This window comes from Hymenobacter koreensis, from assembly GCF_039541855.1.
Taxonomy (GTDB): Bacteria; Bacteroidota; Bacteroidia; order Cytophagales; family Hymenobacteraceae; genus Solirubrum; species Solirubrum koreensis.
The window spans coordinates 1,006,091-1,028,163 of the sequence record NZ_BAABHA010000002.1; the positions used below are offsets into that span (position 1 = coordinate 1,006,091).

The 22,073-nt window shown below is 60.3% G+C and carries 17 protein-coding genes; 6 read left to right on the forward strand and 11 right to left on the reverse strand.

Annotated elements, in window-relative coordinates; translation table 11 throughout:
• Positions 1 to 8: 8 nt before the first annotated feature.
• The 4 genes from ABD903_RS07200 to ABD903_RS07215 all read left to right on the forward strand — a co-directional run bounded on the left by ABD903_RS07200 (position 9) and on the right by ABD903_RS07215 (position 4,126).
• Positions 9 to 572 (forward strand): PH domain-containing protein, encoded by a 564-nt coding sequence (locus ABD903_RS07200; protein ID WP_345222648.1) that lies wholly within the window; start codon positions 9 to 11, stop codon positions 570 to 572.
• An 81-nt stretch (positions 573 to 653) separates the two neighbouring features.
• The gene (locus ABD903_RS07205) at positions 654 to 2,558 is read left to right on the forward strand and encodes an ATP-binding protein (protein ID WP_345222650.1); all 1,905 of its coding nucleotides are present in this window, start codon (positions 654 to 656) and stop codon (positions 2,556 to 2,558) included.
• A gap of 79 nt (positions 2,559 to 2,637) precedes the next feature.
• Entirely contained in the window at positions 2,638 to 3,417 is a 780-nt protein-coding gene (locus tag ABD903_RS07210) for an alpha/beta fold hydrolase (protein WP_345222652.1), read from the forward strand.
• A gap of 4 nt (positions 3,418 to 3,421) precedes the next feature.
• Positions 3,422 to 4,126, forward strand: a complete 705-nt coding sequence (locus ABD903_RS07215) for an SAM-dependent methyltransferase (RefSeq protein WP_345222654.1) — start codon at positions 3,422 to 3,424, stop codon at positions 4,124 to 4,126.
• Between the two features lie 147 nt (positions 4,127 to 4,273).
• Here the strand turns inward: ABD903_RS07215 and feoB are convergent, their stop codons facing one another.
• Both feoB and ABD903_RS07225 read right to left on the reverse strand, forming a co-directional pair.
• Positions 4,274 to 6,436, reverse strand: coding sequence for a ferrous iron transport protein B (gene feoB, locus ABD903_RS07220; RefSeq protein WP_345222656.1), 2,163 nt, complete (start codon positions 6,434 to 6,436; stop codon positions 4,274 to 4,276).
• A gap of 7 nt (positions 6,437 to 6,443) precedes the next feature.
• Positions 6,444 to 6,677 (reverse strand): FeoA family protein, encoded by a 234-nt coding sequence (locus tag ABD903_RS07225; protein ID WP_345222657.1) that lies wholly within the window; start codon positions 6,675 to 6,677, stop codon positions 6,444 to 6,446.
• Between the two features lie 211 nt (positions 6,678 to 6,888).
• Here ABD903_RS07225 and ABD903_RS07230 point away from each other — a divergent pair, with 211 nt between their 5' ends.
• Positions 6,889 to 7,788 (forward strand): carboxypeptidase-like regulatory domain-containing protein, encoded by a 900-nt coding sequence (locus tag ABD903_RS07230; protein ID WP_345222659.1) that lies wholly within the window; start codon positions 6,889 to 6,891, stop codon positions 7,786 to 7,788.
• A gap of 128 nt (positions 7,789 to 7,916) precedes the next feature.
• On the opposite strand, the gene ABD903_RS07235 is transcribed toward ABD903_RS07230, so the two are convergent.
• The 4 genes from ABD903_RS07235 to ABD903_RS07250 form a co-directional block, all read right to left on the reverse strand.
• Entirely contained in the window at positions 7,917 to 9,275 is a 1,359-nt protein-coding gene (locus ABD903_RS07235) for an alpha/beta hydrolase family protein (RefSeq protein ID WP_345222661.1), read from the reverse strand.
• A 192-nt stretch (positions 9,276 to 9,467) separates the two neighbouring features.
• Positions 9,468 to 11,960: a bifunctional UDP-N-acetylmuramoyl-tripeptide:D-alanyl-D-alanine ligase/alanine racemase gene (locus ABD903_RS07240; protein WP_345222663.1), complete on the reverse strand. Its 2,493-nt coding sequence runs from the start codon at positions 11,958 to 11,960 to the stop codon at positions 9,468 to 9,470.
• Positions 11,961 to 12,051: 91 nt separating this feature from the next.
• A complete protein-coding gene (locus ABD903_RS07245; protein WP_345222665.1) occupies positions 12,052 to 14,694 on the reverse strand; it encodes a DUF5686 and carboxypeptidase regulatory-like domain-containing protein in 2,643 nt (880 codons plus the stop codon).
• 99 nt (positions 14,695 to 14,793) lie between these two features.
• The gene (locus ABD903_RS07250) at positions 14,794 to 15,690 is read right to left on the reverse strand and encodes a DMT family transporter (RefSeq protein WP_345222667.1); all 897 of its coding nucleotides are present in this window, start codon (positions 15,688 to 15,690) and stop codon (positions 14,794 to 14,796) included.
• A 336-nt stretch (positions 15,691 to 16,026) separates the two neighbouring features.
• On the opposite strand from ABD903_RS07250, the gene ABD903_RS07255 reads away from it, so the two are divergent.
• Positions 16,027 to 16,548 (forward strand): regulatory protein RecX, encoded by a 522-nt coding sequence (locus ABD903_RS07255; protein WP_345222669.1) that lies wholly within the window; start codon positions 16,027 to 16,029, stop codon positions 16,546 to 16,548.
• Positions 16,549 to 16,580: 32 nt separating this feature from the next.
• Here ABD903_RS07255 and ABD903_RS07260 read toward each other — a convergent pair whose 3' ends face one another.
• The 5 genes from ABD903_RS07260 to ABD903_RS07280 all read right to left on the reverse strand — a co-directional run bounded on the left by ABD903_RS07260 (position 16,581) and on the right by ABD903_RS07280 (position 22,058).
• Positions 16,581 to 17,216: a DUF4230 domain-containing protein gene (locus ABD903_RS07260; protein WP_345222671.1), complete on the reverse strand. Its 636-nt coding sequence runs from the start codon at positions 17,214 to 17,216 to the stop codon at positions 16,581 to 16,583.
• A gap of 31 nt (positions 17,217 to 17,247) precedes the next feature.
• Complete coding sequence (locus ABD903_RS07265) at positions 17,248 to 18,186, reverse strand: 1-aminocyclopropane-1-carboxylate deaminase/D-cysteine desulfhydrase (protein ID WP_345222673.1); 939 nt, start codon at positions 18,184 to 18,186, stop codon at positions 17,248 to 17,250.
• 90 nt (positions 18,187 to 18,276) lie between these two features.
• Positions 18,277 to 20,832, reverse strand: coding sequence for a YfhO family protein (locus tag ABD903_RS07270; RefSeq protein ID WP_345222674.1), 2,556 nt, complete (start codon positions 20,830 to 20,832; stop codon positions 18,277 to 18,279).
• Positions 20,833 to 20,997: 165 nt separating this feature from the next.
• The gene (locus ABD903_RS07275) at positions 20,998 to 21,285 is read right to left on the reverse strand and encodes a hypothetical protein (RefSeq protein WP_345222676.1); all 288 of its coding nucleotides are present in this window, start codon (positions 21,283 to 21,285) and stop codon (positions 20,998 to 21,000) included.
• Entirely contained in the window at positions 21,285 to 22,058 is a 774-nt protein-coding gene (locus tag ABD903_RS07280; protein ID WP_345222677.1) for an FkbM family methyltransferase, read from the reverse strand. The genes ABD903_RS07275 and ABD903_RS07280 overlap by 1 nt, the downstream gene beginning before the upstream one ends.
• Positions 22,059 to 22,073: the final 15 nt, after the last annotated feature.

Consider the following 22,073-nt stretch of genomic DNA (forward strand, 5'->3'; position numbering starts at 1 on the left):
TTTGGCCGATGCTGGAAATAGCCGCCGCCCTGGGCCTTACGGCCTATGGGTTGCGCTGGGTTCTGCGTTTGTTCGGCCGTAAGCGGGTGGTATTCGAAGTAAACTATTGGCGCGGGGTGTATCTGCTGGCTTGGCCGCTAGCCTGCCTGGCCGTGGCCCTGCCCTTTGTAGCCACGTTCTTCTCGGGAACCCGTTCCCCGCTGGAAACCGGGCTGCTGGTATGTCTGGGAATCAGTATGCTGGGCTTCGCCCTGCCGGCTTTCGTGCTGCACGCCCGCTTTTATGGGTGCAACAAAAACACGACCCTGCTCTTCGACCCCAAGCAGAACCGTTTGGATGTGGCCGAAGCCGGTGTACCCCTGGCTTTTGCCCGCCGCGACGTAGTGCAGGTGGAGCGCGTTACCTGCCGCTCGCCGCGCCTGTTCTGGAGCCCCTATGACTACCTGCGCCTGCACCTGCACGACGGCCGCATTATTACCCTTACTTCCTTGCTCACCGATTTAGATCCGTTGACCGATTTTTTGCGCAATACTAATCTGGTTCAGCGGCAGCGCTGGTTTTGCTGGGTCTGAATTTGCATTATGGCAGGCAAGCGCTACGTTGTATCTTTGTAGGAAGCCCGGCTGTAATGTTGGGTTAATTCCCTGGCCATAATGCGCTTACTCTCGCTTTGGTGTGCGTTGCTTTTGCTGGCTCAGGTGTCCTGGGCGCAGGACACGCTTGGCGTTGTACGCCTCCGCCGGCAACTAGCCGCATCAACCACCGACACGGCCCGGGTGCGTTTGTTGAACAGCCTCTGTTATTCCCTGCACGACCAGGCTCCGCTACAGGCCTTGCGCTTCGGGGAAGAAGCCGTGGCACTGGCTCGAAGCACGAAAAACGAGCCAGCCCTGATGCGCGCCTTGCTCCACCTAGGCAGCTGCTACGGCAATCTTTCCGATGGTCCGCAGGCATTGCGTCTGCAGCAGGAAGCCCTGGCTGTAGCACGCCGCCTGCGCAACACCGATGGCATTGTGCGGGCTTACGCCGGCATGGGCGGCATTCACCACGAGCGCGGCGACACGGCCATGGCCTGGCGCAGCTACCGCCGGGCACTGCAGAAAGTGCGCGACCCCGCCGTGAGCGTTCGGTCGCGGCTGATGCTGCTGGGCAACCTGGGCACTTTGTTTTCTTACATGGGCAAGCATGGCCAGGGCCTCAGCTACACCCGCGAAGCCATGATGCTGGCGCGCCGCTCCGGCGACCGGGCGGGCGAATCCATGTACGTTGCCAACCTCGGCACCCATTACCTACAGCAGGAGCGGTACGACGTAGCCGAAGGCCTGCTTCGCAAAGCCCTGTCCATTAGCGCCCCGCTTCAGTCGCCGCGCTACGAAACCAGCCAGATGGAAATGCTGGCCACGGTGCTGCTGCTCACCGATAACCTCACCGAAGCCGAGGAGTTAACCCGGCGCGCCCTGCAGGAGGCCCGCCGCATCGGCTACCAAGAGCGTATTCTGGATGCGTACAACCTGATGGCCAACATCAGCGTGAGCCGTCGCCAGTACGAGCAGGCCTATGACTGGCAGCAGCGCTACATGGCCCTGAACGATTCGTTGAACAGCAAAACGCGTCTCAATACCCTCACGGCGCTGCAAACCCGTTACGAAACCCACGAAAAGGAAAACCAGATTCAGCTGCTTACCCAACAAGGCGAATTGCAACGCGCACATAACCGCGAACTGTGGGCCGCCGTGGGCGCTTTGCTGGTGGGCCTGCTGGGCATAGGCATATTTTACGTGAAGCTGCGCCGTAGCGAGCAGGCATTGGCAGCTAACAATGCCGCCTTGGCCCAGGCTACCGAACAAACCCGGCAACTGGCCGCCAGCAAAGACCGCCTCTACTCCATTGTGGCCCACGACTTGCGAGGCCCTGTCACGTCCTTCGTGGGTGTAACCGAGCTGATCGACTTTTACCTGCGCACCGGCGACGAGAAGGGGCTGAAACGCCTGCCGCAGCAGGTGCGCAACTCGGCTCACAACCTGAACAACCTGCTGGATAACCTCCTGAACTGGGCCGTTAGCCAAACCGGCGAGCTGATTTGCCAGCCCGAGCCGCTGCCAGTGGCACCCTTGCTCGAAAGCACCATGGAACTGCACCGCCCCAGTGCCGAGGCCCGCCAGATTACCGTTACCCTCACCGACCCCGAACACCTCACGGTGCTGGCCGATGCCAACATGACGCGCACCATTCTGCGCAACCTCCTGGCCAACGCGCTTAAGTTCACGCCCGTAGGCGGCGCTATTCAACTTACCGCCGAAGCCTCGCCCGACGGCCAATCCGTTACGCTGGCCGTTACCGATACGGGACCAGGCATTCCACCTGAAAAACTAAGCCAGCTCCTGAATACAGACGCTCCGTTGGCGCGCACGGCGACCGGCGGGGCCCGAAGCGGCACCGGCTTGGGCGTACCGCTGTGCCGGGCCTTTACGCAGCGCCAGGGCGGCACCCTCGACATTCGAAGCACGCCGGGACACGGCACGCAGGTACGCGTGCGGCTGCCACGAGCCGTGGCATAGACCGGTTATCTGGCAGGTCGGCACGGGCCGCAAGCAGCGGCCTCGTGGCGTTTACCCATTCCTTCCGACCTTTGCCCGCATGATGCTTCCCTTGCATTTCCGCGAATTGGGCCAAGGTCGCCCGCTGGTAATACTGCACGGCCTGTTCGGCACCCTCGACAACTGGCAAACCCTGGCTCGCCGCTGGTCCGAGCACTTCCGCGTGATTGTGGTGGATTTGCGCAACCACGGCCGCTCTCCCCACGCAAACGAGCACACGTACGAGTTGATGAGCGCTGACGTGCTGGGTCTGTTTGACCAGTTGCAGCTTGGCAACGACGTTACGCTGCTTGGACATTCCATGGGCGGCAAAGTGGCCATGCGCTTCGCCCTCGACTACCCCGAGCGTCTTGCCCGGCTGGTGGTGCTCGACATTGCCCCGCGCTTTTCCGACATGGCGCATCAGGATGAAATTTTAGCCGGCCTGAACGCCGTGGACCTGAACACGGTGCAAAGCCGGCAAGAAGCCGACGATGCCTTGGCCCAGCACATTCGGCAGCCCGGCGTGCGGCAGTTTCTGCTCAAGAACCTGTACCGCCGCGAAGACAACTCTTTCGCTTGGCGCCCCAACCTGGCGGTTCTCACGGCGGAGATGAATGACATCGGAGCCGAAATCAGCCATGCACACCCGTTCCTGAAGCCGGCGCTGTTTATTCGGGGCGGCCGCTCGAATTATATCAGCACCGAAGACAAGCTGCACAGCATTCCGGCCCTGTTCCCCAACTCGCAAGTGGAAACCATTGTGGATGCCGGCCATTGGATTCACGCCGAGGCGCCCGATCAAGTATTCGAGATGGTGACGGCGTTTACAAATCAGTAACCGGGTGAAGACGCTTTACCTCATTCCCACCGTCCTGGCCGATGACACCGCTACCCAGGTACTGCCGCCTCAGATAGCGGAGCGCGTGGCGTCGCTGTCTTATTTCCTGGTTGAAAATGCCCGTACCGCCCGCCGTTTCATTAAGCAAGTGGCGCCGGCTCAGATAATCGAGGAACTGCGCATAGCCGTTATCGACAAAGACTCCACCGACGCCCAAGTGCGTGCTGCTCTGCAGCCCGTGCTGAAAGACGGCCTCGACGTGGGCGTAATCAGCGAAGCCGGTTGCCCCGGCATTGCCGACCCCGGCGCGGCCTTGGCGCAGGAAGCACACCGCTTGGGTTTAAAAGTGGTGCCGCTAGTGGGTCCGTCCAGTTTGCTGCTGGCCCTTATGGGTTCGGGCATGAACGGCCAGAGCTTTGCCTTTCACGGCTACCTTCCCATCGAGCGGGCCAAGCGCGCTGCCGCCATCAAGCAGTTGGAGCGCACAGCCGTGCAGCAGCGCCAAACTCAGTTATTTATTGAAACGCCGTACCGCAACGGGCAACTGCTGGAGGATTTACTGGCCAATCTGCAGCCCACTACCCGCCTTTGCATTGCCGCCAACCTCACCGCCCCCAACGAGTACTTGCGTACCGATACCGTGGCGGGCTGGAGAGGCAAGCTACCGGAGCTGCACAAGCAGCCGGCGGTGTTTCTGATTGGCATGTAACAACCGCTGTTGTTGCATACGCCTGTCATCCTAACGCAGTCGAAGGGCCTTATCACGCGTGAACGACCATCGTAACAACGACTCGCTCCACGATGACAAGGCCCTTCGACTGCGTCCCAGGATAACCACCGGCTCTTGCGGTGCTGCCTACTTCATCAGTTGGTAAACCACGAACGAGGCTACGTAGGCCAGGCCGGTCATGTACACCAGCTGCAGCATCGGCCAGGTCCAGCCTTTGGTTTCGCGGTAAGTAGTGGCCAGGGTGCTCACGCACTGCATGGCAAACACGTAGAACACCAGCATGGAGAAAGACCGGGCGGGGTTGAAGAACGGCTGCCCGGTAGCGTCTTTCTCGGCCAGCAGCTTTTCGCGCACCGTGCTCATGTCAGCATCCTGGCCCACGCTGTAAATAGTGGAGATGGTGCCCACGAATACTTCGCGCGCAGCAAACGAGGTAATGAGCGCAATGCCGATTTTCCAGTCGAAGCCCAGGGGGCGGATAACCGGCTCGATGCTGCGCCCGAACACGCCGGCGTAGGAGCTTTCCAGCTTGTGCGAGGCAATGAGGTTGTCGGTTTGCTCGGGCGTGAAGCTGCGTTGGGTGGCCTCGGCACGGGCCTGGGTTTCGGCCTGCTCCAGCGCGTTGCCGGGGCCGTACGACGCCAGCACCCACAGCAGTATCGATATGGCCACGATGACCTTGCCCGCCTGAAACACAAACGCCTTCACCTTTTCCACAATGGTGAGGCCCACGTTTTTCCAGCGCGGCCAGCGGTACACTGGGAATTCCATGATGAAGAAGCTACGCTCCTTGGCCCGCAGCACCGTTTTCAGCACCCACGCCGATAGCACTGCCGACACAAAGCCCAGCAGGTACAAGCCCATCAAGGCCATGCCCTGCAGGTTAAAAATACCCAGCACCCGCTCATCGGGCACCACAAGCGCCACCAGCACGGTGTACACCGGAATGCGGGCCGAGCACGACATGAGCGGTACCACGAAAATGGTGATGATGCGGTCCTTCCAATTCTCGATGGTACGCGTGCTCATGATGGCCGGCACGGCGCAGGCCATTCCCGAAATCAGCGGCACTACGCTCTTACCGTTCAGCCCAAACTTGCGCATGATGCGGTCCATCATGAACGTCACCCGCGCCATGTAGCCCGATTCTTCGAGCACGGCAATGAAGGCGAAGAGCAGCGCAATCTGGGGAATGAACATCAGCACACCACCCAAGCCAGCCAGAATACCATCGGCCACCAAGTCAACCAGCGGCCCCTCCGCGCGCTGCTTCAGCTGCCCGCCCAGCCAGGCAATGCCCTGGTCGATGAGGTCCATGGGGTACTGCGCCCAGGCAAAAATGGCCTGAAACAGTAGAAACAGGATGCTCAGGAAAATGAGGTAGCCCCACACCCGGTGCGTGAGCACCCGGTCCAACCGGTTGCTGCTCGATTCGTTTTTCTCGGCCCGCGTAACGCGCACCACGTCCAGCAGCAGCTCCGAAATGCGGGCGTACCGGTCGATGGTTTCTTGGGCCTGCAGGGCCACGGAATTAAAGCCGTATTGCTGGCACAGGTCGTGAATATAAGCGCGGTCGTCGGCCGAGAGGAACTTCAGTCGCTGGTACTGGTGGGCGTAGTGCAGCGCCAGGTAGTCGTTGTGCAGGTTAAAGTAGTAGCGAATCTGCCGGATCATGGGCAGCAGTTCCTCCGAGGGCACATAAAACTGCTGCGTAGGCGCGCCCAGCTCCTGCGCCATTACAATTTTGAGCGCCGTTACCCCCACGCCTTTGCGGGCGTTCATGGGAATAACCGGCACCCCCAACTGGGCTTGCAATTCGGCCACATCTATCTGAACGCCGTGCTGTTCGGCCGTGTCCATCATGTTCAGGGCCAGCACCATGGGCAGCTGCAAATCGGCCAGCTGGGTATAAAGCAGCAGGTTGCGCTTCAGGTTGGAAGCGTCGGCCGTTACTACTACGAAGTCGGGATATTCACTCGAGCCCCGGTCGTAGAGCAAGTCGGTGATGACCTTCTCGTCGAGGCTCTTGGGGTAGAGCGAATACGTGCCGGGCAGGTCAATAATAGCGGCCCGGTGCTGCGGCGTGAGTTGCGCGGTGCCGGTTTTGCGGTCCACGGTAACGCCGGGGAAGTTGCCTACCTTTTGGTTTAGCCCCGTGAGCTGATTAAACAGCGACGATTTGCCCGAGTTCGGGTTACCGATCAGCGCAATGCGGGTAAGCCGGGTTGGTTCGGCCAAAGCCGGTTGTACCGCCGGCCGTTCGGCCTCAATTACTGCCCCACGCCCCATTCGGTTGTTATTCTTTAAGCATGATCGTCGCCGCTTCGCTCACGCGGAGCGAAAGCGTGTACTCCCCATCAACGTGCAAAGTGATGGGGCAGCCCAGTGGAGCACGACCATTAAGCGTTACCTGCGTGCCCGGAATACAGCCCATTTCCAGCAGTTTGAGGGCCATTTCGGGGTCTTTTAAGCAGCAAATCGTGCCGGTCTCGCCAAGGCGCAGATCCTTCACGCTGCGTTGGGCAGTCACAGAAGCAATGGTCGGGAAAGCCACGGGCGGAGTTATTTAGACGAACTATAAACAAAGATACACCGCCCAAAGGTTTCCGCCAAAGCTCACCAAGTACTATTGGGGCAAAGTATCATTTAGTTAAACACAAATTGGATTCTTATAAATATTCGAAGCCGATGCATGGTAACCGATTAAACTGCTTGTATTTTTGACATATAATCCACCGCTTATGCTCAAACGCCTACTCTTTTTTATTGCGCTCGGATGGCTGCTCCCCCAGTTGGTATCGGCGCAGGACAACCGCATCACGGGCCGGGTTGTGGACTCTAAGACCAAAGAGCCCATTCCGTTTGCTTCTATCGGCCTGAAAATCGAAGAAAGCGGCGCCCTCACCAACGAGTACGGTTTCTTCCAGTTAGCGCAGCCCGAAAAGTCGGCCCAAGACTCGCTGGTTATCCAGGCCCTGGGATACTTCCGCAAGGCTGTGTCTGTTAAAAAAGGCGACAAGCTGGAGGACCTCATCATTGAGGTAACCAAGCGCAGCATTGTGCTGAAAGAAGTAGAGGTAACTGCTGGCAAAGTAAAAGCCAAAGACCTCGGTGCCAGTTCCAATACGCCCGGCGAAGGCATGATTCAGGGCATGCCCGGCAGCCAGTACGCCTTCTTCGTGAAAAACGAAAAGGGCAAGAAGCTGGGTGCCATCCGCTCGGTATCGTTCTACATTGGGGAGCACGGCTTCCCGAAAGAGCCGTTCCGGGTACGCATTTACAAGGCCGACGGCGACTACAACGCCCCGAACAGCGACTTGCTGACCGAAAACGTAGTGGTGTCGGCTCCTGGTGGCGGCTCGTGGTTCACCATCGACATGACGCCGTACAACATCATGGCTCCGGACGAAGGATTCTTCGTGGCTATGGAGTGGATTGTGTCGGGCGACAAGTTCTACACCACCAACTTCATGGACAACTACACCCCGTACGGCCAGATTATGCGCCCCACCTTCGAGTTCAAGGAAAGCCGCACCTGGACGTACTCTCTGGGCAAAGGATGGAGCCTGATTACCATGTCGAACGGCTCGGGCTTGCGCTACAACGCCATGATCAAGGCCGAAGTAGATATCTACAAGTAAGCCGCGCTAGCGAAGCACATTATATTGAAAACGGCCCGGGCATACGCTCGGGCCGTTTTCTTTTGCTGTTGACTGAACCACGCAGTTTGGTGCAGACTTTAAGCTGCTGCACTTTTATGCCTTGCAGATCAAGGCTTGCCTTGCTGAAGCACCCAGGCCCGTATAATTTCCTGAGCCTGCGGTGAGAAGATTTCGCGTGGCTGGCCGTTAATCAGCGGCCATTCGGCTGGATCAGCCTGAAAGAGGTGGTTTACGCCGGGTAGCTTCTTGCTGGTCACATGCTTATTGGCTTTCAACCCCTTGGTCAGGGCCAGCAAATTCTCAGGCGCGACGTGCAGGTCGGCAGCCCCGTTGAGTAGCAGCACCGGGCACGTTACTTGGTTAAGCTTCTCTACTGGATCAAAAGCCAGAAAGTGCCGGTAGTGCGACGAGGTGAGTTGGGCCGCGCTGGCCAGGGCTGTGGCCGCGTCCATGGAAGCGTTGTTCTGCCGCAGCATGTTGGCCACCATGGCTTGCGCCTGGGCAGCATCCGGAGCCTGCCGGATAACCTCTACCAATGCTTCCTGTCGCTTAACGGCTGCTTCGATCTGCGCGGCATTAGTGCCCAACGAGCGGAGGATGGCGGCCTGCCGTTCTACCACCAAACTGCTGCCCGGCTGGCCGGCGGCGGCCATTGTAACTACGAAGCTTGGCGGCAACGGCTGGGCGGCTACCAACAAGGCCACATTTCCGCCCTCGCCGTGCCCGATAAGGCCCAAACGGGCAAAATCCACCTCGGGGCGGGTACGCAGGTAGTTTAGCGCAGCCTGAACTTCCACCACGCGTTGCGGCAAGGTGGGTAGAGGCGCGCCGGGTTTGGCATCAACGCGCAGCACGGCCACGCCGCGGCGGGTCAGGTAATCGGCTAGGGCGCCCAACGGACGGTACTCGCCCACCGTAGCGTCGCGGTCGATACTGCCCGCGTCGGCTACCAGTACCACGGTTGGAAACGGGCCAGCGCCCGGCGGTACGGTTAACATGCCGCTCATGGGCTCGGCAGCGGCTGAGAATGTTACTTCGTTTTCGCGGTAAGGGGGTGTCAGGCGTACTTTGGTTTCGCTCCTGGCCCCTGCGGCTACCAATTGCAACGTAAGCGGGGCTTTGTAGCCGGGCTGGCGCCAAACGCCTTTCACTTGCTTGCCATCGGGTGAAATTATGCCTGTGTAGCGGCTGCCTGCTTCCTCGGCACTGAACACCACCGAGTCGCCCTGCATTTCTACGGCTACCGACATCCGGTTAACGCGTTGCAGCGGCACATCCATGGTGGCGTGGTATTTACCTCCCGTAAGCGTTACCACCCGGAATATAACTTCCCATTGGCCACCCGGCACCTTGAGCGGTCCTTTCCATTGCCCGTCTAACGCAATATTCTCAGCCCACGCACCGGTGCTGGCCAGCAGCAATCCAAAGCAAACAGAAAAAAAGCGGAGTAAAAACGTTTGTTTCATGGAAGCTGACAAACTCAAATTTCAGGGCGTGAAGTTGGTAGACCAACGGACCTGACTGCTAAATTATGTCAAATATAATAGCGAAATAAACATATCATATATGAATTGAAGAATTCCCGCAATGAATATTCTTCATCAACGAAACACTGCCTGGATAACAGGGCTATAGACTATCAAATAGTAGTTACGGTATTACTCGGAAATGAACACCCGTTTAACTCGTTCGCTCACGCTTGTCAGCAGCTCGTAGGGAATAGTACCGATGCGACTGGCCAGTTCGGTAAGGCCCAGGCCCTCACCGAATACCACGGCCGCGTCGCCCTCCTGCGCTTCGGGAATTTGCGTTACGTCCACCATGCACATGTCCATGCACACGTTGCCAACGAGTGGCGCACGCCTTCCCCGGATCAGCACTTCTCCCACCCCGCGTGAAAACCGCCGGTCGTAACCGTCGGCGTAGCCAATGGCCAACGTAGCAATGCGGCGCGGGTAGTCGGCGGCTTCGCCACGGCGACCGTAGCCCACAGTTTCGCCCGCTGGCAGCTGTTTGATCTGTGACACCGTGGTGCGTAGGTTACTCACCGGCCGCAGGCCGGCGGGGTCCAGGCCGGCAGCTTCCACACCGTAAAGCCCAATACCGAGGCGTACCATATCGTAGTGCGCCTCAGGAAAACGCATGATGCCAGGCGAATTCAGCGCGTGCTTGATGACGGCGTACCCCAGCCCGGCTTCCACCTCAGCGGCCATACGCTGGAACGCGGCGAGCTGCCGGTGCGAAAACGCGTTGTGCTGCTCTTCATCGGCACCAGCCAGGTGTGTAAGCACACTGGCCACACGCAGAGACGTGGTATGTTGCCGTAGCAGGGCCAGCAGCTCGGGCAAGTCGGTTTCGGTGAAGCCCAAGCGGTGCATGCCGGTATCCAGCTTCAGGTGCACCGCTGGCAGCGGGCCAGCCGCGGCGGCCTGTAGGTACTCGCGCAAACGCGCAAACGAGTAGATTTCGGGCTCCAGGTGGTACTGGCGCAGCAGCCCAAAACTATCGGGCGAGGGGTTCATTACCATAACGGGAAGGCTGATGCCGCTCTCGCGCAGCTGCACGCCCTCGTCGGTGTAGGCTACGGCCAGGTAATCGACGCGGTGAAACTCAAGCAGGTTGGCTACTTCGTACGACGAGCTGCCGTAGGCAAAGGCCTTCACCATTACCATAAGCCGCGTGCCGGGCTGCAGGCGGGCCCGGTAGTAGTTCAGGTTGTGCACCAGCGCGTCGAGGTTCACTTCCAGCACCGTGCCGTGAATCTTCTGCTGGAAGGCTGCTACCACCCGCTCGAACTCGAAGCGGCGGGCGCCCTTGACCAGAATGGTTTCCTGCCGGAACTGATCGGGGTGAAACCACCGCAACAGGCTTTCGGTGTCGGGAAAAAACTGAGCGTCGGCCACGCCCGCGGACAGCAGCGCCTGGTGTTGCCCAATGGCTTCGCCCACAGCCAGCAGCCGCTGTACACCGTGCTGCGTTGCCAGCTGGGCCACACGGCCGTACAACTCGGCGGCGGGTAACCCCGATTCCAGCACATCGGACAGGATAAGCGTGCGGCGGCCGCGGCGGGGCTGGCGTTGCAGCGCATCCAGGGCCAGGTCGAGGCCGGTGAGGTCGTTGTTGTACGTGTCGTCGAGTACGTAGCAGTCGTGAATGGCCTGCTTCATTTCGAGGCGCATGGCCACAGGGTGCAGCCGCTGCAGTCGGCGCTGGATTTCGGCGGGCACAAGGCCGCGCCAGAGCAGCACCACTAAGCAATGCAAGACGTTTTCCACCGATGGCTCGTCGGCAAAGGGCAGGGTGAAGGTGTGCTGCTCGGAGGCGTAGCACACGTGCGCAAGGGTTTGTCCAGGATCGGCGGAGGGTTCCAGCTGCACCTGCACGGCAGCACCAAGCGCCGCGTGGCGCGACCAGGTGAGCCGCTGCACGGAAGCGGGCAGTTGGCCGGCGGCCGCGTGCACGGCGGCGTGGTCGTGGCAGTACACCAGGGTTTCGACCCCGGCAAAGAGCTGCATTTTTTCGGTGGCTTTTTGCTCCCGCGAGGCAAAACCGGCGTCGTGGGCCGGGCCGAGATTGGTGAACAAGCCCAGCGTCGGCTGAATGACGGCGGCCAGACGGGTCATTTCGCCCGGCTCCGAAATACCTGCTTCGAAAATGCCCAATGTGTGCTGCGGGCGCAGCTCCCACACGCTCAGCGGCACGCCCACCTGAGAGTTATAGGAACGCGGCGAGCGGCAGATCAGCTCGTCGGGGCTGAGCAGCTGAGCCAGCCACTCCTTCACAATGGTTTTGCCGTTCGAACCCGTTACAGCCCACACCGGCCCTGTAAACGCGCGCCGGTGAGCGGCGGCAAGGCTCTGGATGGCGTTCAGGCTATTTGCGACTTCAATAAAGCCGGCTTCGGGACAGGCAGCCAGCAAAGCAGGCGGCAGCACCTCCCCCACAAACAAGCGCACGCCGCGGCGGTACAACTCGGGAATGTATTGGTGCCCATCGTGGTGAGGGCCGCGTAGGGCGAAAAACACAGTACCGGCGGGCACGCCCACGCGGCGGCTATCGAGCAGCAAATGCTGCACCGTGGCCGTGGCATCGGCGGCGGGCTGACGAAGAATGCCGGGCAGTACAGCGGATAGTTCGGTGAAGAGCAGCATGGTTCGGCAAAGGTAGCCCGGCCGTGGGGTCTGTTAGCAAAGCGCCGTTATCCTCCCAGCCGCCACGTAATAGAGGGCTTTCTTCAAACCCTTAAAACCCAATCCCGATCCGGAAGCCCTGCTGCACTTTCTGGCCCGATTGCAGGGCCGTGAAGTAATCGACGCGCAATAGCTTGAACACGTGCTCGATGCCGGCGCCTACTTCCACGTAATGCCCGGCTATTTGGGTGCGCAAGTAGTTCAGTGTTCCGACTTCCTGCCACTTCAGGCGGCGCATCAGCGGTATTTTATTCAGGAAGAAGCCGTTAAAGTGGTGGTCGAAATGCGCTTCCACGAAGGATTTACGGGTGGCAAAGCGGTAGTAGTCGAGCAGCTGGAACCGGGTGAAGTCGGCGGCAAACAGGGTTTGGTTGCCCGAAAAATGGCGGTAGTCCATAAACGACAGCTCCGGTTTGCCCAGGAAACCGCCCGCCTGCACGCGGTAGCTGCTGGTCCCCAGCAAGCCAAACTGTACCGACTGCTGAATGCCCGCTTCCAGAAAGGTGTAGCGCACATCGGAGCCGGGCGCGTTCCAGCCCTGGCGCCACGTTAGGCTTAGCAGCGGGTATTTGGAGCCCAGGCTAACCTTGCCGGTAGGCCGCGTGATGTAGCGTTGGCCCGGCCGGTAGTTAACCCACACTTCCGTGGCCAAAGCGCGACTGCGCCCGAAGCCGGAACCCAAAGGCAGTTCGTCGGCCACGGGGTCGTTCGGGGTAAAAGCGCGGCCCGGCACGTCGGTAATCAGCTCGACGGTGGCGTTTTCCAGCTCGCGGCGGTCGAAGTAGCTCACGGCGGCACGCATGTTAAGCCCGTTCAGCACCTCGCTCAGGTACCCTACCTCGGCGCCGCGGCGTTGGTAATACTTGGCAAAGTTGCGGTTGCGGAACAGCGTATAGTTGGTGTTAATAGCCGGCGTGAGCTGGGAATTCGGGTCGAAGTTTTCGATGGTACGCCCCACCACAACCTGTAGCCGGGCCGTGCGCACGGCATCGTGCTGCCAGTTCAGCTCTACCGAGGGGCTGAACAGTTTGGCCTCTACACCGTAGCGGAACGAGGGCGTGAGCCAGAAGCGGCGGCGGTCGTCGGTGTAGCGCGAATACGTGAACTGTGGGTTCACAATCAGGCCTTCCACGGTGCTGTACTGCACAATTTGGAACACCGGTGCCACGTAATATTGCTGCTTGCGGTGCGAGTCGTTATAGGTGTAGCCGCCCAGCAGGAAGCTCTGCGGGTCGAACTTATTGCGCAGGCGGTCGAGCGAATCCTGGTAGGGCTTGGAGTTGCGAACCACCTCGGTGCTGTCCTTTACGCGGTAGTCCTTCAGCTCTTCGTCGGTAAGGGGCACGGGGCGAATCTGCGACCAGTAGGCGCTGTCGCGTTCGTTCACGCCTTTCTCTACCCGCATAATTTCGCCGGGCGCCATTTTCTCCACCTCCAGCAAATCACCGCGACGGGCCAGGGAATCGACCACGGCGGCGGCTGTCTTGCGGCTTTGGCGCTTCACTTGGCGGGCGGCCGCGCGCACGGCGGGCCGCTCCTGCCGGGCTTCGGCCACGGTTTCGGCGTGGACCGGCTCGTTGGAGGCAGGGGCCGGCGTGGCGGCCGGAACCGGGCGGCTGGCGTAGGTGGGCGTAACCTTGTAGCTGGAGAAAACGGCCGTCAGAAAAGCGTTGCCTTTAAAGCCGAAGGCCGAGATGTTGGCCGTGAGCGTTTGGGACTGCATTACCCACACGTGCGGAGCGTTGGGTGCCGGCGCATACTGCTGCTCAATGCGCACGTTGTCCACGTAGTCGAGCTGGGCGTCTTCGTTCAGGGTAAGGGCCACCGAATGAATGCGCCACGTGCCGTCGGCAATGTAAATGTGGCCGGCAAACACGGGGTCGGTGCGGCGGCGTGGCACCACCCGGATCTTGTGCACCAGCTGCCCGTTCTGCTCGGTGGTGCCTTCCAGCACGTACTGGTAAAACAGGAAGGCGTTCGGCGCGATGGGCGAGACAAAGCCGCGCTCGGAAAACGCTTTCAGCACGGGGTTGTAGAAGCTCAGGCCGCGGCCAGCCCCGGCCCGGTTCAGGCTGAACGCCTTGGCGTCGCCGCTTACGCGCGAGGAAATCATGCGCTCCTTCACAATGTTCGGTTGCCGAAACGCCACCTCCGACACCGATTCGGAGAGGTAGATAATGCCGGGCTTTAAATCGGGGCCCACTTTGAACATGCCCAGCACACGGCTAGGCGCATCCTTTAAGCGGGCCAAGGCTTTGATGTAAGTACGCGCCGTAAAAGCGGCCACTTCGCGGCGGTGGTAGTTGCGCCAGTCCATGGCGTGCTGAATAATAGCGAAGGCCGGGTCTTTGTCTTTGGCCCGCACCACCACCTCGCGCAGCTGGTAGTTTTCGGGCGTCATGGTTACGTTGAGCACCGTCACGGTGTCGCCGCCGGCAATGCGCACGCGCTCCATTTGGGGTTTGAAGCCCACGTACAGAAACACAATTTCATACTCGCCGGCCGCTAGCGGCAGCTGGTAATTGCCCTGCTCGTTCGAGGCGGTGTTGGTGGTGGTTCCCTTCACGGCCACGTTGGTGAAACCCAGCGGTTCGCCCTTGGGGTCGGTAACGCGCCCCTTCAGAATACCGGCCGCGCTCAGCAGCGGCAGCAGGCACAGCAACAAGCTCAGTAACGGGAGTACACAACGGATCATAACAAAGCAAGCAATGACAGGCAAGTTAGGCGGTAGAGCCCGTAGCCGGTAAAGGCGTTGCCTGCCTGCGCAAAATTTGTGCGCGACGCTCCATCAACCCTACCGCGGCGACACCGGAATGGCATCGGGCTCTGGTACGGGCAACGGAGCGCGTCGGGCGTGGCGGGCCAGGTACCAGGCGTTCAGCAGCACGCCCGCCAGCACCAGAGCCATACCGGCGTAAGCGCCCGGCGGAAAGGCCTCACCAAAAAAGACCAGGCCAAAACCTAACGCGTACAGGATGCCGAGATAGTTCCAGTTGGCTACTTTCGAGAGCTGCTCGGCCTGGTAGGCCTTGGTCATGTACACCTGGGCTCCTTGGGTAAAAACACCGATGAGCCCTAGCCACAACCAGTCGAGGCCCTGCGGGGGCACCCAGCGGAACAGGCAATAAATAGCCGTGATGGGCAGAGACACCATGGGGAAGTAAAAAACCACCACCAGCGGATGCTCTCGGCCTTTAAGCTTGCGAATGGAATTGTAGCTCAGCCCCGAAAACACCGCCGACAGCACGCCCAGTCCCAGCCAGATCGGCTCCACGCGCGTATCCACGCCTTCGGCCCACAGCACGCCCGCAAACGAGAGCAGAAAGAACAGCCATTGCCAGGGTTTTACGGGTTCTTTCACGATAAAAACGCCCAGAATAGCCGTGAAAATGGGCGCCAGGTACTGCACCGTTACGGCCGTGGCCAGCGGCATTTTCTGCAGGGTACTGAAGTACAGCATGAGGGCAATTGCCCCGGTGGTACCGCGCGCAATCAGGAAGAAATGGTTAGTGCCCCAGGGCCGGATGCGCAGGGCGCGCAGCGTGAGGTAACTGAGCACTACCGAGATGAGCGAGCGGAACAAAATGATTTCCATAGCCGGCAAATGCGGCAGCATTTTTACGCACACGTTCATGAGCGCAAAGCACAGTGTGGAAAGCATCATGTAGCGGACGCCACGGGTAAAAACCATAATTTGAGTACAAAAACAAGACGTCGGCAAAGGTCGGATACTCAAGCGCAAACGCCTACTTCCTGGCTTAAACAAGCCAGGAATTGATCGGTTATATATGGAAATGTGCGCATTGCGTGCTACCTTGTCACTCGGTAATCCACCGGACTTCAAATAGTACAGTGGACTACCAAAATTTGGATGAATCAATCCAACTTGTTTATGTGAGCGAACAGCCGCCACCTTCTGGGTGGCGGCTGTTTTTTTAATTAGTGGGTTTTGCACAAAAAAAATTAGCGCCGCTCCAGCCACCTTCGGGTCCGGCTTCGGCGTAGATAAATACCCGAGCCACTTACTGTGGCAATCCTATTTGCCCCGCCGCCCGCTATGGAAGACGCCCCGCGCAAACGCAAAACCTACACCCCGGGCGAAGCCCTGCAAAAGATTGCCTCCTTTTGCGCTTACCAAGAGCGCAGCCATAAGGAAGTGGAGGACAAGCTCCGCAGCTACGGCCTGGATGAGGAGGAAGCCGGCGAAATCACCATTCGGCTGGTGCGCGAAAAGCTGCTCGACGACGAACGGTTTGCCCGTTCCTTCGTGCGCGGCAAATACCGGCTGAAGAAGTGGGGCCGCCGTCGCATTCGGCAGGAGCTCAAGATGCGCGGCGTGTCGGAGTTCTGCATCAAGGCTGGCATGAGCGAAATCGACGGCGACGAGTATTACCGCAACCTGGTGGAGCTGCTGGAGAAAAAGAACGCGCTGGAAAAGGAGAGCAACCCGCACAAGCGGCGGCAAAAGCTTACCCTGTACGTTACGGCCAAAGGCTACGAGGGCGAGTTTATCCAGGATGCGCTGCGCGAGGTGCTGGGCACCAAGTAAGCCAGCCCACTTGTGTGCTCTGTGGCGGCGCGCTACCGAAGCGGCGCCCGTTCGGGCGGAGCCATTTGCGGTACCAGTACCACCCGGCGGCCGGTGAGGGTTTCCAGCATGGGCCGCAGAATCTGCTCGGCGTTTTGCTGGGTTTGCGCCAGTATGCCCGACTGCAACGCTGCCCGGCGCACGTTCTGCTCGGCGTACTTGTAACCGGCATCCACCAGTTCGGCATCCTGTAAGAAACCGTTTTCCACGCTGTACACTTTGCTGGCGCTGTGGTCGATGCGCCAGGTGCACAGCTCGGGCGCGGGCAAGGCAATGCGCACCACTGAGTCGCCGACGAAGACCACGTCCAGCGGCTTGATCTTGCGCAGGTCCACGCAGCCCACGGCTTCGCCGGCCACAATGAGGGCCACTTTGGCATCGGGCAGAAACCGGTAGGTGCTCTTCTTGTATTCCACCACGTCTTTGAAGCGGTAGCGCACCAGCTCCAGCTTGCCCAAACCCTCGATTTTCTCCAGAACGGTGTTGTGCGTTACGGTTACCCGCGGCTCGGCCCGCAAGGGGTCCAGCCCGGCCAGACTCGGGGCTACCTTTTGCCACAGAAACCAGCCCAGGGCAAGCAGAAACAACAACGGCAACAAGCGGCGCACCAAACGAAACAACGGAACCATAACGTGGGGAAAGGCCAAACTCAGCTCTAAGCTATACGGTAGCGGGCGGCCGGGCGCCGAAACGCTCGGTGAAGCCGCCCCAACCTTGCAGGCCGCCGGTATGCACCGCTACCACCGTGCTGCCCCGCGCAAAGTAGCCGGCCTCAACCAGTGCCAGCGCGCCGTATAGCAGTTTGCCGGTGTACACCGGGTCGAGCAAAACGCGGTGCTGCTGGTAAAACTGCTCAATAAAAGCCAGCAACGGCGCCGAGTAGCGGGCATACCCTCCGAAGTGAAACTCGGTGCGCAGCTCCCAGTTACCCAAGCGGCGGCCGGTAACCTGCTCCGTCAGCGCGTGTATTTCGGTGCGCAACGCGTCGCCCTGGCCCTTTAGCGCCGACACGCCCACTACTTGCTTTTCGTCCTGCAAGCCCACTACCAAGCCCGCCAAAGTACCGCCCGTGCCGCAGGCCACCGTTAGTGCATCAAATGACGCGCCGTGCGCGCCGAGTTCGGCCACTATGTCGGCGCAGCCGCGCACGGCCAGGGCGTTGGTGCCGCCTTCGGGTAAGAGGTAAGCCGGCCCGAACTGCCGGAACAGCTCCGCGTGCCACGCGGGCTCGTGGCGGCAACGGTATTCATCCCGGCTCACCCAATGGAGCAGCATGCCATCGGCCACGCACTGCGCAAGGGTATGGTTTAGCTGCGCGGTTTCGTCGCCACGCACTACACCGATGGTGCTGAAGCCGTAGAGCCGACCGGCGGCCGCCACGGCGGCCAGGTGGTTTGAGTAAGCCCCGCCAAAGGTGAGCAATCTGTCAAACCCCTGATTTTTAGCCTCGAGCAGGTTGTATTTGAGTTTGCGCCACTTGTTGCCGGGCAGGGCCGGATGGTGCAAATCGTCGCGCAGGAGCCGCAGCCGCACGCCGTGCCGCTCGGTTACCGGCTCGGGCAGGTCGGTGAGAATGGGCGACGGGCTTTCGACGAACATGGCGCTTGAAACGACTGACTGGCCTCCGAGATAAAATGAGGGTGCCACGACTGGAAGGCCGTGGCACCATAGTTAACCAGTTGGTTGAGATTAAGCAGCCAGCAGCTCGTCTTGCTCTTTGTCCTGCTCGGGCGGCGTGGGGCGCCGACGCAGGGCGTATACCACGGCCCCTATCAGCAGCAGAAACAGCAGGATGGACGACACCAGCGACACAGTGTTGCCAATGCTGTACTCCTTGGGCTCGAACTTGAAGGTGATGTTGTGCTTGCCAGCCGGTACCGCCATGGCACGCAGCACGTAGTTAGCGCGTACGTGCGGCACCGGTTTGTCATCGAGGTAGGCGTTCCAGCCCTCGGGGTAATAGATTTCCGAGAAAACCACGAAGCCGTCCTGCGCGGCATTGGCTTCGTACTTCAGCTCGTCGGGCGAGTAGTGCGTCAGGCGAATGGTGGAGCCGGCAGCGGTGTAGCTGGTCTTGGGCTGCGGAAACTTGCTCACGTCCACGATGGCCGTGGTTACGGGGTCGAAGGTGCTAAGGGCCGCCATTTCCTGGTCGGCATTCTGCACCGGCTGAATGCCCGACACAAACCACGCGTTGCCCAGTGCGCCGGGGTTTTGCTGAGCCACCTGAGCGCCGGTTTTTTGGTCGCGCCCGATGAAGTAGCGCGCGTTCAGCATGGACGTGATACGCGGGTTATTCTGCGAAATCTGCCGCTCAATCAGTTCCTGGTAGCGGCGCAGTTTAGCCCCGTGGTAACCGCCAATGCTCTTGTGGAAGTACGAGGTATTGGCCTCGTTGAAGGGGTTGTCCACGTTCAGCACCCGGAAGTGCAGCGTGGGGTCGTTGAAAATTTGCTGGTCGGCGGCCGAGGGCACGAACTCCTGGGCCACGGTCTTGTCCTGGAAATTCGACTCGCCGAGGTAGCGTTTATCAACGGCCCACAAATCGACCAATGTAAGCGCAGCCACGAGGCCAGCGGCCACGGTTACCGTAAGCTGCCGGCGCAGGTAAAACCACAGCACAGCGGCCGTAGCCAGAACGAAGAACAAGGAACGAAGCACGTCGGAGCGCATCATGCTGGCGCGGTCCTGCCGCAGGGCATCGAGCGGGAAACCTTGCTGCTGCAGGTTGGCATCGATGGGCGAAGCGAAGTCGGCACCCATTCCGAAGATGAAAGCTAATAAGCAGATACCGGCCGTAATACCCGTAGCTAGTAGCAGCTTGCGGCGCAGCTCGGCAGTTTCGGGTGTATCGGTAGCGCCGGGCAGCTTGGGCACAGCGGCGGCCGAAGCGGCGCGGACGCGCAGCACGCGGGCCAGGGCCAGCACGCCCAGCAGCGGCATGGCCAGCTGAGCAATAACCAAGGCCATGGATACCGAACGAAACTTATTGTAGCCAGGGAAGTAGTCAAACATCAGATCGTTAAACGACGAGAAGTTCTTGCCCCAAGCCAGCAACAGCGAGAGAATGGTACCGATGAGCAGCCACGTGCGCGTACGGCGGTCGGCAATAAACAAACCGAGCACGAACAGCAAACACACCACCGCGCCCACGTATACCGGGCCGCTGGTAATGGGCTGGTCGCCCCAGTACGTAGGAATGCTCTGTAGGTAGTCGCGGAGCTGCACGGGCGGCACGCCGAGGCCAGACAGGGCTTTGCCGGTGGCCGAATTCTCATCGAGCTTGCTCGACGAAGCCCCGCCGTAGTAATTGGGAATGAGCAGCGTAATGCTTTCGCCCACACCGTAGCTCCAGTTAAAGGCGTAGTCACGGTCGAGACCCGAGCCGCTCTCCGGCTGGACCGCGGGCTGGCCCGGTGCCGCAGGGGCCGGCGTCGTTAGTTCCGACTTGCCGCGGATGCTGTACTTACCGTACGTAGCCGTGGTGTACAAACGGCCAAAGCTCACGCCTACGGCCAGCAAAGCGGCCACACCCAAAATGGCGGTGCGTTGCAGAAAGTCGGCTAGGCGCTTTTCCCGGATGGCAAACACCAGCTCCACAATGCCGAAGATGAGCACCAACAGCAGCAAGTAGTAGGTGATTTGCAAGTGGTTGGCCCGCACGTTCATCGTGAGGCCCAGCGCAAACAAAGCCGCGCCCAGCCAGCGTTGCCGCCGGAACGTGACCAGCAAACCGCCCAGTACCAGCGGCGCGTAGGCCAGCGCATACGACTTGGAGTTGTGGCCGGCGGCCAGAATCACCAGGTTATAGCTCGTCAGGCCCACGGCCAGGGCGCCGGTAAGGGCCACCAAGGAGCGCATGCCCAGCGCCACAAACAACAGGTAGCCGCAAAGCAGCGCCACAAACAGGTTGGCCACCACGGCCGGCAGCCCCAGAGTGAAAATGTTGTTCAGGTAGCGCGACAGGTCGCCGGGAAACCGCGTGCCAATCAGGTACGTGGGCATGCCCGAGAACATGGAGTTGGTCCAGAGCGCTTCCTGCCCGGTGGCTTCGCGGTAAGCGGCGGCCTCGCGGGCGCCGCCGTTGAACTGCACAATGTCGTGCTGGCTCAGGGTTTGGCCCTTGAAGACGATGGGCGAGAAGTACACAACCGCCACCACCATGAGGAAGGCAACGGCCAGCAAGTGCGGCAACAGCCGGCGCCAGAGGGGGGCAGCCGTCGTCGGCGAAGCAACAGGGGTCATTCGGGTTGGTTGTTGGTTGATGGTTGGTGGTTTTTGGCTGCTAGTTGCCAGCGTTTGGCGTGGTTGAAAACCAAAACCACCAACCAAACCCAGAAAGCCGAAAAGCAACAAAAAACCCGACCCGCGCGCAGCAGGCCGGGCGTGGGCAGCCCGAAGGTAGGCCGATTATTTTACTTCCTCGAACTCCACGTAGTCGCCGCCGCGGAATTCATCGGTGCCGCGGGCTTTGGTAACGGGCGGTACGTAATCCACGCGTACTTTGCCCTCGGGGCCGGGCGTGGGAGGCGTAGGCGGCGGCCCGAACGGAGAAGTCCCCGGCCCAAACTGCACTCCGCCGCGCTGCATTTGCTTGCGCACAAACGAAGCCAGGGCCCAGCGCAACAAAGCCGGCAACACCATGCGCAGCACCATGGCAAACAGGAAGAAAATGAGCAGACCTTTGAGGAAGAGCATTAGCGCGCAGGTTCGTCAGCGGAAGGTTTAAAGTAAAAGTCACGGTCGGCGGTGCCTTGCAGCTCGGCCGGTGGGCAAGGTACTAACCGCGAATTTGCGCCGCTAGTTTCCAGCACGTAAGGCTGGTAGCCGAGTTCGGCCAGCAGCTGGCTAACGCGCTGGCGGTTGGTGGCGCCGTTCAGCTCGGTTTGGATAACGGGCTGGTGGCGGCGCAGCGTTTCCTGCATGTGCTGAAACACTTCGTGCTCGAAACCTTCCACGTCGCACTTAATGAAGTCGAGACGATCGAACCCGGCCAGCAGCTCGTCGGGCACGCGCATGTTCACGTCGTAGAACTGCCCGTATTGCTCGGCGGGGTTCGAGTCGGCAATTTTGGTCATGCCGTGGTGCAGCAGGCCGTTGCGGGCGGGCGTGCCCATTTTCACCGAGGTGTTCTGCCCGCCCAAAGCGAAAGGCAGCAGCAGCAGGTTGTCGTAGCCGCTGAGGCGCACGTTGTCTTCCCAAATACGCTGAAACAGCGGCACCGGCTCCACGGCCAGTACCTTGCCCTGCGGCCCCACCAGCCGCGACAACGCCACGGAGTAGTAGCCCAGGTTGGCGCCGATGTCGAGGCACACGTCGCCGGGTTTTACCAGCCGGGCCAGGAAAAACAGCTCCGGGTACTTGGCTTTGCCCCACCCCGCCGCCACCAGCCGCAGGTAAATGCGGCTTACGAACCGGATGTAACGCTCGAAGCCGAGCGCGCCGACGAGAAGTTTGCGCAACGCTTTCATGTGCAGGCAAAGGTA